Annotated in this window: 10 protein-coding genes; 5 read left to right on the forward strand and 5 right to left on the reverse strand. The window is 42.3% G+C overall.

Features of this window, described 5'->3' with window-relative positions:
- Positions 1-91: 91 nt before the first annotated feature.
- Both JMN12_RS02395 and JMN12_RS02400 read left to right on the forward strand, forming a co-directional pair.
- A complete protein-coding gene (locus tag JMN12_RS02395) occupies positions 92-754 on the forward strand; it encodes a carbonic anhydrase (RefSeq protein ID WP_203136752.1) in 663 nt (220 codons plus the stop codon).
- Between the two features lie 101 nt (positions 755-855).
- Positions 856-1,767, forward strand: coding sequence for an SPFH domain-containing protein (locus JMN12_RS02400; RefSeq protein WP_203136755.1), 912 nt, complete (start codon positions 856-858; stop codon positions 1,765-1,767).
- A gap of 172 nt (positions 1,768-1,939) precedes the next feature.
- Here JMN12_RS02400 and JMN12_RS02405 read toward each other — a convergent pair whose 3' ends face one another.
- The 5 genes from JMN12_RS02405 to JMN12_RS02425 form a co-directional block, all read right to left on the reverse strand.
- On the reverse strand, positions 1,940-2,314 hold the full coding sequence (locus tag JMN12_RS02405) for a phage holin family protein (RefSeq protein WP_088592946.1): 375 nt from the start codon (positions 2,312-2,314) through the stop codon (positions 1,940-1,942).
- Positions 2,302-3,069, reverse strand: a complete 768-nt coding sequence (locus tag JMN12_RS02410; RefSeq protein ID WP_203137080.1) for an alpha/beta fold hydrolase — start codon at positions 3,067-3,069, stop codon at positions 2,302-2,304. Before JMN12_RS02410 ends, JMN12_RS02405 begins: the two co-directional genes overlap by 13 nt.
- A 28-nt stretch (positions 3,070-3,097) precedes the next feature.
- Positions 3,098-3,421, reverse strand: coding sequence for a DMT family transporter (locus tag JMN12_RS02415; protein ID WP_203092972.1), 324 nt, complete (start codon positions 3,419-3,421; stop codon positions 3,098-3,100).
- A gap of 9 nt (positions 3,422-3,430) precedes the next feature.
- Positions 3,431-4,483 (reverse strand): RluA family pseudouridine synthase, encoded by a 1,053-nt coding sequence (locus JMN12_RS02420; protein ID WP_203136757.1) that lies wholly within the window; start codon positions 4,481-4,483, stop codon positions 3,431-3,433.
- Positions 4,484-4,546: 63 nt separating this feature from the next.
- Entirely contained in the window at positions 4,547-5,155 is a 609-nt protein-coding gene (locus JMN12_RS02425) for a PASTA domain-containing protein (protein ID WP_088592950.1), read from the reverse strand.
- Between the two features lie 108 nt (positions 5,156-5,263).
- Between JMN12_RS02425 and JMN12_RS02430 the strand changes: the two genes are divergently transcribed.
- The 3 genes from JMN12_RS02430 to JMN12_RS02440 all read left to right on the forward strand — a co-directional run bounded on the left by JMN12_RS02430 (position 5,264) and on the right by JMN12_RS02440 (position 10,734).
- Complete coding sequence (locus JMN12_RS02430) at positions 5,264-5,944, forward strand: hypothetical protein (protein WP_203136759.1); 681 nt, start codon at positions 5,264-5,266, stop codon at positions 5,942-5,944.
- A 302-nt stretch (positions 5,945-6,246) separates the two neighbouring features.
- Positions 6,247-9,282, forward strand: coding sequence for a SusC/RagA family TonB-linked outer membrane protein (locus JMN12_RS02435; RefSeq protein ID WP_317193598.1), 3,036 nt, complete (start codon positions 6,247-6,249; stop codon positions 9,280-9,282).
- Between the two features lie 60 nt (positions 9,283-9,342).
- On the forward strand, positions 9,343-10,734 hold the full coding sequence (locus tag JMN12_RS02440) for a RagB/SusD family nutrient uptake outer membrane protein (RefSeq protein WP_203080892.1): 1,392 nt from the start codon (positions 9,343-9,345) through the stop codon (positions 10,732-10,734).
- Positions 10,735-10,880: the final 146 nt, after the last annotated feature.

The following is a 10,880-nucleotide window of genomic DNA, read 5'->3' on the forward strand; positions in this document are numbered from 1 at the left end:
TTCTTAAGCTAACTAATTAACAAATTATTCTTACCTTTGCCTCCACAACCTATCACCTATTACCTATTACCTATTACCTGTTACCTAACTTATGCCTACATATAAAAAAATATTCGAAAACAACCGCGAATGGGTAAAACGCCGCAAAGAAAGCGACCCTCATTTCTTTGAAAAACTCGCTGAAGACCAAACCCCCGATTATCTCTACATCGGTTGTTCCGATAGCCGTGTAGCCACCGAAGAACTAATGGGTGTCGGTCCCGGCAAAGTATTCGTACACCGCAATATCGCCAATGTGGTAAACACCCTCGATATGAGCTCTACTGCTGTCATTCAATACGCCGTAGAACACCTGCAAGTAAAACATATCGTCGTGTGTGGACACTACGATTGCGGAGGCGTAAAAGCGGCTATGCAAGCCAAGGACTACGGCTTGCTAAACCCTTGGTTGCGAACCATCCGCGATGTATATCGCTTACATCACGCTGAACTCGATGCCATTACCGATATCGACCAGCGTTACCGCCGATTGGTAGAACTCAACGTCGAAGAACAATGCTTCAACGTAACCAAAATGGCTGTCGTACAGGAAAGTTACCTAAAAAACAAATTCCCTGCTGTGCACGGTTGGGTGTTTGATATAAAATCGGGTAATCTCATAGACCTCAATCTCGATTTTGAAGAGTTCCTCTACAAAATCCAAAAAATATACGACCTTACAGGTGAAGAATGGTACACTTCAATTAAAAAATAACAAATTTGCTAATCTACTAATTTGCTAATCTACTAATTTGCTAATTTGCTAATTAATTCGTATCTTTGTGCCGTATAACAACCTAAAATATTTTATTTATTATGCCTTACTTTTTTTACATTATCATCTTTTTTGGATTGATTTTTTTACTCTCTACTTTCTTCACCGTACGCCAACAAACAGCGGTATCAATAGAGCGTTTTGGTAAATTCGAAAGCATTCGCCATTCGGGTTTACAAATGAAAATACCTATCATCGATAAAGTAGCGGCACGCATCAGCCTTAAAATCCAGCAGCTTGATGTGATTGTAGAAACCAAAACTTTAGACGATGTATTCGTAAAAATCAAAGTGTCGGTACAATTTGTCGTTATCAAAGAAAAGGTGTACGATGCCATCTACAAACTCGAATACCCTCACGACCAGATTACCAGCTATGTGTTCGATGTAGTTCGTGCCGAAGTACCTAAAATGAAATTAGACGATGTATTCGTTAAGAAAGACGATATCGCTATCGCTGTAAAACGCGAAGTTCAAGAGTCTATGGAAACTTACGGTTACGACATCATCAAAACCTTGGTTACCGATATCGACCCCGATGCCCAAGTAAAAGCAGCGATGAACCGTATCAACGCCGCCGAACGTGAAAAAGTAGCCGCTCAATACGAAGGTGATGCTCAACGTATCCTCATCGTCGAAAAAGCTAAAGCTGAAGCCGAAAGCAAACGCCTCCAAGGTCAAGGTATCGCCGACCAGCGCCGCGAAATAGCACGCGGATTGGTAGAAAGCGTTGATGTACTCCAAAAAGTAGGGGTTAGCTCACAAGAAGCCTCTGCACTTATCGTTGTTACACAACATTATGACACACTACAAGCTGTCGGTCAGCAAACCAAAAGCAACCTCATTTTGTTGCCTAACTCTCCCGAAGCAGGTAGCGAAATGCTCAACAATATGATTACGTCTTTCACCGCTTCAGCTCAAGTTGTAGAAAACTTGAAAAAGAAAAGTGAATAAGCAAAAGTTAATAAGTTTTTCTCTTAAAAAAAGGCTGCCCAAAAAGTTTAAATTAAACTTTTAAGGACAGCCTTTCCTTTTTAGATTGTTGTTTCTTTTAATTGCAAAACACATCTTCTACCTTTTGCTTACTGCAATGATATTTCCCTTTCTCAGTGTTTTACTAAAAGTTTTAATTTTCTCTCTTCTTATTTGCCATTGCTTGTTCAAAAGGAGTGATTGTAATGGTTTGTGCAAGTGATAAACAAGTGCTAAACAGCAAAGCTCCCAAAAAACCATATACTTTAAAACCTCCTACAATTAGGGAAGCAAGGAGTACCATTAGGGTATTGTTCAGAAACATTGTAAGTCCAAAAGTGAGTTCGGCAACAGGCATCAGTATGTACTCTAATAACGGACGCACATAGCCGTTCAGGCAAGAGAGTACAAAGGCAGCAAGTACCGCTGTGAGATAACCCTCAATAGTAGCTCCTACATTCAACACACACAACAAAAATATAAGCGTTGCCGAAATCATCAGGCTTATAAAAAACTTTAGGAATTGCATAGAAAATGTATCGTTTTATCGTAAAATTCATTAGGATTTTGGGCGTGTAACCAATGTCCTGCTTTGCTCACGGTCTCTATAATAGCGTGAGGAAAATGAGTATATATAAGTGTTTCGTCTTCAGGCATTACATATTCAGAATACTCGCCTTTGAGAAAAAGCGTTTTACCATTGTACACATTGCTATCAGGCAGTTCAGCACCTATCTCACTCTCGTTGGCAATAAGCGCCGGAAGATTCAGGCGTAAACCTAAATGCCCTGGGGTTTCCCAATAGAGATTTTTAAGTAAGAACTGACGGGTGCCTATATCACTCACATAGGCAGCAAGTGCTTTATCAGCCTCTACACGCGAGGTAATTTTGTTAAAATCAAGAGATGCTAATCCTCGTAATATTTGTTCGTGATGAGGTGGAAAATATTTAGGTGCCATATCGGCGACGATGAGTGAGAGTACCTTTTCGGGATATTCAGTAGCAAAGAGCATTGCTGTTTTGCCCCCCATAGAGTGTCCCATTAAATGAAAAGCCTCCAACTGATGAGCTTCAGCATATTGTAGTAAATCTTGTACCATTAGCGGATAGCTAAAATCATCGCTGTGGAAGCTGCGCCCGTGATTGCGTTGGTCTAACAAATGCAGTTGGAAACCTGCTTCGGCATATTTAAGCGCTAAGGAACGCCAATTATCGGACATTCCTAAAAATCCGTGTAAAATCACGAAGGGAGTTCCTTCTCCTATAATTTGAGAGTGTAATATCATAAAATCAATTAACAATTAACAATGGCTAATTTGTCAGTTTCAGCCCGATAATGGAGCTGATTAGGGTAACCAGAAACACTACACGCCAGAGAGTTATAGGTTCTTTGAAAAAGAGCATTCCTACCACTACAGAGCCTACTGCTCCTATACCTGTCCATACAGCATAAGCCGTACCTAACGGGAGGGTTTTGGTAGCTTTCATCATCAGCCACATACTCAGTGAAAATGCAATCACAAAAAGTGCATACCACAAGAAACTCTGTCTGCCAACAGTCTCACGTGCTTTACCCATACTAAACACAAAAAGAACTTCAAAAAGTCCTGCTAACACAAGATATATCCAAGCCATATTAGGGGGTTAGGGGTTAGAAGTTAGTTTGTAGGAACGCCATTTCTCGATACACGCCTGCATATCATCGGGGAGTTCGCTATCAAAACTCAAAAATTCGTGGGTTACAGGATGCTCAAAACCTAATGTTTTGGCGTGTAGGGCTTGCCGGGGTAATACGGTAAAACAATTCTCTACAAATTGTTTATATTTAGCAAAAGTAGTGCCTTTCAGTATTTTATTGCCGCCATAACGCTCGTCGTTGAAGAGCGTATGCCCTATGTGTTTTAAATGTACCCTTATTTGGTGAGTGCGCCCTGTTTCTAACCGGCAGGACACAAGGGTTACATAGCCAAAACGCTCTAATACTTTGTAATGTGTTACTGCCTCTTTGCCGTGAGAACCATCGGGGAAAACATCCATTTGCAAACGATCTTTCAAGTGTCGCCCTATATGCCCTCGCACAGTTCCCTCATCTTCTTCTATATTGCCCCATACCAAGGCGATATACTCACGCTGGGTAGTTTTGTAAAAAAACTGCTGGGTGAGATGTAGCATAGCTTCTTCGGTTTTAGCGACTACTAACAAGCCGCTGGTATCTTTATCAATGCGATGCACCAGTCCAGGGCGGTTACTGCTGTTGTTAGGCAAATGCTCAAAGTGATATACGAGCGCATTGATGAGCGTTCCGCTATAGTTGCCGTGCCCTGGGTGTACTACCATACCCGCAGGTTTATTCACCACGAGCAAAGCATCATCTTCATATACAATATTTAAAGGGATATTCTCAGGCACTAACAAATCCTCGTGTGGAGGGTGAGAGAGGAGAACTTTTACCACATCGTTAGCTTTCACACGGTGATTGGCTTTCACTGGTTCGCCATTTACGAAGATATTCCCTTGTTTAGCTGCTTGTTGTACCTTGTTGCGTGTTGCATTCTCTACAAAATTCATCAAAAACTTATCCACACGCAAAGGTTCTTGTCCCTTGCCCGCTGTAAATGAATAATGTTCGTAGAGTTCGGGAGCTTCCTCGTCGTCTGGTTCTAAATCGTCTACTAAATCTTCTTCGTACAAAGTCATAGAATTTTTAGCGATAGTTTGGATTAATTTGTTGTAGTTAAGGATTAAAACTTAGGCAAAATGCTAATCCCCCATCAGCTCCTCTATTGGTATTTCGTCGGGAATAGAATCACGTGTTTCAAAGCCATTACCGCAAATTAGATCGATGCGTGAAGTTTTTACTAACTTATCACCTGGTTGCACTGGCTTGCCATTGTATTGCATCTCAAGCACCATATCCTTACCGATATTATCTACATAAGTAACTTGCCCAATGGTAAGCCCTACCGATTGTAGAGTAGCCTCCGCATTCCGGCGTGTTACTTGTATCACCTTAGGAACAGTTACTTTGTGATAGCCTTTAGGATTGAGCGTGAGATATATTTTGCGATTGTACTTCACTCGCTCATTAGGCTCGGGACTCTGACTAATCACTGCTAAGGGTGGATATTCAGGATTATACTCGGTAGAATCGATTACCTCACAGCGCAAATCTTGTTCTTCGAGGAGGATTTGCACTTCGGTAAGGCTTTTGTTAGTAAGATCGGGTACTACCACAAACTTACCGTGAGCGGTGTAGAGTTGTAAAAATTTGAGTGATATCCACACCAATAACACCACTGCTATTGTGGCAAAAAGCAGTTGCCAAGCGAGTTGTTTTCCTGATTTTTTAAAAAATTCTTTGAAGTTCATACTTTGCAAAGTATTGTTACAGACGGCAAAGATACAAAATAATTGACAATTAACAATTGATAATTAACAAATTATTCTTACTTTTGCAATCTAAAAACTTTCCATAAAATGAATACACGCTTTATAACAATGTCTCTTTTAGGGCTTGCACTCACTGCTTGCCAAAACACTCCTCAAGAAATACCCGTTGCCGATGATGCCCTTGCTAACACTGAATTAGCTGAAGCACAACGAGATAAATCAAAAGAAGGCAATCCTTTTGAACAAATGAACAACAACACTACGCAAGCTACTCTACCTTCTACCCCTACAGGAGTAACCCTTAATCCTCCTCACGGACAGCCAGGACACCGTTGTGATATAGCTGTAGGTGCCCCACTGCCCAACGATGGCAATGTAGTTGCCCAAGCACAATCTCAAGCACACCCTGTATCACAAGGAGAAGCGATGCCTGTAGTTTCAGGTGGTATGCCTCAACAAGTAGTACAAGTACAACAACCTCAAACCCAGCAGAGTTATGTAGGACCTAAGGGCGAAAAACTCAACCCTCCTCACGGACAACCAGGACACCGTTGCGATATACCTGTAGGCGCACCCCTCAATAGCAAACCTGTTGCACAACCTACTGCCCCTCAACAACAAGTAACCCAACAGCAAATTGTAATCGACCCTCAACAAGCACAACAACACACAGGCACTACCGAACCTGGCTTTTCAGGCAAACCCAATCCTCCTCACGGACAACCAGGACACCGTTGCGACATCGCCGTAGGAGCTACTTTACCTTAATTAAAAATTAACAATTATTAATTAACAAATTGCGACACAAAATATAGAAGAGGTTAGTCAAACCTTCATCTCAATTTCACCTCATAAACTTTGTCGAAATCTATAGCACAACCAGTGTTAAGATTTCGACAAAGTTTTTTATTTAGTTTTCTTCAAAATAATTTGTACACTTCACTTCTATTTACTACTTTTGCCGCTTCTAAAAACCTTTAACTCTTAACTTTTTACTACTAACCCACTAATAACTAATATTTATGAAAAAATATCTAATCGCGTGCGCACTCTTGCCTTGTGGTGTGGCAATGGGGCAGACGCCCGTTACTCCTAAGGACAGTATCATTCAACTGTCATCGGTTGATGTAGTGGCTACAGGCTATCAAAATCTTCGAAAGTCGCAAACCACTTCGGCGTATACCGAAATCAAACCTTCGCAAATCAATCGGCAAATCAATGCTACTCTCAAAGATGTCATAGAAGGGCAAGTTGCAGGTTTGCGCTTCACAAAAGACCCTTCTACGGGTAAGGAAGTTCCTATTTTGCGCGGTGTAGGCACTTTCTCAGGTAATGTGGGGTATACACCTCTTGTTGTGATAGACAATATCCCTACTGATATCCCGTTAGAAGAAATCAACCCACAAGATATTGAATCAGTAACAGTACTAAAAGACGCTGCTGCTACGGCTATCTACGGGGTACGCGCTGCCAATGGCGTGATTGTAATCGTTACCAAAAAAGGATTGCATAACGGTTTGCGCATCAATGTACACACCGACCTTTCTTATACCTTTAAACCCAATGTAGACCGTATGCACTACGCTTCTACTTCCGAACTCATCGATCTCGAAACAGCTTTCTACCAAAGCAAATTAGCCGATAGCAATGGCAATGTAAATACCCTTTTTGAATCTTACGGAACTATTGGCGGAAGGCAAACCGTGCGATACTACTCACCTCTCTTTCAGCTCTATCGCGACCAAGCCCAAGGAAAACTCAATGCACAACAAGTGAATAACACCCTCAACGAGTGGCGCAATCGCGACTACCTTCGTGACTTCAAGCGTTATGTATGGCAGCCTATCGTTAGCAAGCGTTACAACATAAGTGTAGAAAGTGGCAATAACCGCAGTCAGAACTACGCTTCCTTGCAATATGAAGACACCGATGAGCGCATCGTTACCGAAAAAACTCGCGCGCTCAACCTCTATTTAAAAAATACTTATCAGCTCACGTCTTGGCTAAAAAGTACTATAGGGGTAAACGGCAGGTATACCGCTATTGATGCTGTAGCCGAACCAATGCGCAACGCCTATACCAATCCATTGGGGCAACCACGCTACACTTCGTTATTAGGTACAAATCCGTATGCAGGGTTCAATTTAGTAGCCCCTATCAACGGTTATATCTTAGAACAGATTGCAGGCAATGATGCTTTCCGCTCGTATAGCTTCAATTTATTGGAATCAATCACTCAAGAACACCAAAAGCAACACGCTCTCAACTTGCGCCCGTTTGTAAATCTGCAAGTGTCTATCCTCAAAGGGCTGCAATATCAAAGTTATTTTCAGTACGAACTGAACACTTCCGACAGCGAAACTTTCTTAGGTAAAGACACTTATTATATGCGTTTACGCCATAACCAATTAGTAAAACAAGATGCTAACACTCAAAAATTCTCTTCCGAACTACCCGAAGGCGGTTATTACGAACAACAAAAAAGACAAAACCAGCACTATACTTTCCGTCAGCAGTTAGATTTCAACCGCACTTTTACTGAGGTGCACAATGTAACGGCTTTGGTAGGTTTTGAAATGCGTCAGCACTATACCCCGCGCAATATTTTAGAAGCGCATTACGGCTACGACGAGCAAACGCTTTCTTTTCCTACTCTCAACTGGAAAGAGCTCTTCAACCCTGGGGTAACTTCTTATCTATACGGCAGGCAATCGCTCTCGCTAAACCGCAATCAGCATAGCGAAACCAAACACCGCTTCATTTCTTTCTACAGCAATTTTGGTTATTCATATCGCCAGAAATACAACCTCACAGCGAGTGTACGCATAGACCAAGCCGATATGTTCGGCGCAGACCCTAAATACAAATACCGTCCGCTATGGTCGGTAGGCGGTAGCTGGAATATACACCGCGAAAACTTCTTCAATATGAATGATATCAACTTGCTAAAATTACGTCTCACGTATGGTATCAGCGGAAATGTAGACCAAACTACCACTCCTTTCTTGCGCGGACGTTTGCTTACCGATGTGCGAGGCGCTTACCCTTCTCAACAATATTTACAGTTCAACGATACCGATTTGCCAAACCCTAAATTGCGTTGGGAAAAGACTGAAACTGCTAATATAGGTATTGATTTCGGGATGTGGCATTGGCTTTCAGGAAGTATCGACCTCTACCGCCGTTATAGTTCTGACCTTTTGGTACTCACCGAACTCGACCCTACCGTAGGGGCTCAACGCCGACTTATCAACAACGGCGCTTTGCTAAACAAAGGAATAGAAGTGAGTTTGAATGCTACTCGCAAATTAGCTGACGATTTGCAACTTAGCGTAGGTACTACCTTTGCCTACAACAAAAATACCATTGAAAAAGTGAGCAGTAAGCCTACTAATGCTGTGGAATACGCTCGTAACCCATTGTATTACTATCGCGAAGGTGATGATTTCAACTCGCTATACGCTTACCGATACAAGGAAACCGTCAATGGTTACCCTATTTATTTAGACGAAAATGGCAATCCTAATACTACTTTTGATGCCAATGGCGTACCTACTATCAAAGATATCAAAAATGAAGATGCTCTTGTGAAATTAGGCACAATGAATCCTACCTTCAACGGGGCACTCAACTTGCAACTGCGCTACAAAGTTTTTGAACTCTCCACAATGTTTGTATACGCTGGCGGACATAAACTTCGCAAAGACACCTATTCTATCAATCAAGAAAACGAAACGCACCGCGATATCAACCAGCGTTGGACAGCGACCCATCCTACTGATATGCCCCGTATGTCGTTTGACTATCCAGCGACTTTGAGACGCACTGCCAACACGGTGAACACACTTTGGCAACTCGGTGATAACCACGTAGTAAATGCCGATTACCTCAAATGGCGTAATGTGGTATTTGCTTGCTATATCCCTAAAGATATTTGTGAGAAATTGCGCTTACAAAATGCCAAAGTTACCGCTCAGCTCAACAACCTGCTCACTTGGTGTGCTGCTGGTAACGACATCGACCCCGAAGCCTATAATCTCAACACTGGAACACGCACCTTGCCTACTGCAACCACTGCCCTCTTTGGTTTATCATTTAGCTTTTAGTCGTAGCAGCCATAGCAGCCGTAGCACGGCAGGCAGTTTTTATACCTTAATAATTTTACAATGAAAAGAATCATAACCACAATAATATTCAGCGCACTGTTTTTCACCGCTTGCGAAAAATATACCGACCTCACCCCTAAAGGTGAAAAGATTATCAACACTGCTGAGGAATACTACGATTTGGTAGTACTCCCCACTAAAAATTACCCTCCTTTCGACTTCCGCACTTTAGTAGACGACAATTGGGTAAAAGAGAGCTCTATCGTCGGGAAAGCTCCTGATAAGAATAGTATCAACTTCTATTACGACGAGACTGCTCCCCGCGCCGATTACATCGAATCCTCTCCCTTTTATAACAACGTATACAGCTATATCGGCAGATGGAATATGATTATCTCCACCGTTGATTATGCTAAAGGCGATGGTTCACTAAAAGCACGTGCCAAAGCAGAAGCCCGCTTGCTAAGAGCCTTTGATTACTTTATGTTAGTAAATGTCTATGCCAAAGGCTACAACCCTGCTACCGCCGCTACCGATGGCGGGGTGTGCCTAATGCGCGAATTTGACTTAGAAGCTCATCCCACCAAAGCTACTGTAAAAGAAGTGTACGACTTTATTCAGGAAGATATCGAGGCAGCCTTGCCTCTTTTGCAAGAACATCCTGTGAATATATATCACCCTTCCTTGGCTTTTGGCTATGCCTTGAAAGCTCGAGTACACCTCTTCCGAAGAGAATATCAGCAGGCATTAGCAGCCGCCCAAAAGAGTCTGTCGTACAACAACCAACTGATAGATATGGTAGCTTATGAGGCGCACCCTACCCCTATCACGGTAGATAAAAACCCCGAAGTGCTCAACTTAGCCTATATGAACGGACATACCGAGATGAATATCTGGTACATCTACCCTGTGAGTCCTGAGTTTTGCAACCTTTTTGATGCGACAAACGATATGCGCTTCAAGCTCTTCTTCAATAAGAACCACCGTTATAACGATAGGGGGTCTGGCACTGCCAATTGGGATATGCTCTCTACCAAATTCTTCTACCCTACTGTAGGAATGAAAACAGGTGAAATGTACCTTACTATGGCTGAATGTCAAGCGCGTTTGGGCGACCTCAACGGGGCGATGCAAACCGTAAATACCCTCCGTAGCAAGCGCGTGAAAGGCAGTGGTGCTACCCTCGCAACCCCTGCTACTACCGAGGAGACCGTAAAACTCATCATCAACGAGCGCCGCCGAGAGCTCGCTATGGGCTTTAATCGCTTTTTCGATTTAAAACGATTGAACACCGAACCTGCTTATGCTAAAACCTTACAACGCACCTTTCCTTTGGTGAATACCACTGTACCCCAACGCACTTATACCTTGCGCCCTAATTCCCCTATGTACATTGTTCCCTTTCCTAAGGATGTAATGGAGAAGAACCTTTCACTCACACAAAATTATTAATATGAATCAAGAGTTGAAAATAATAATCTCTGATTAACAGAATGTTGTTACTTTTGCGTCGCATCTCACCCTTTGAAGGAAATCCGCGAAAGCGAAGAATGTGAGAGGAAGGATGATTTATTAATCAATAAGTTAATTCAAACCTT

Origin of the sequence: Capnocytophaga genosp. AHN8471, from assembly GCF_016806945.1 — a bacterium.
Taxonomy (GTDB): Bacteria; Bacteroidota; Bacteroidia; order Flavobacteriales; family Flavobacteriaceae; genus Capnocytophaga; species Capnocytophaga periodontitidis.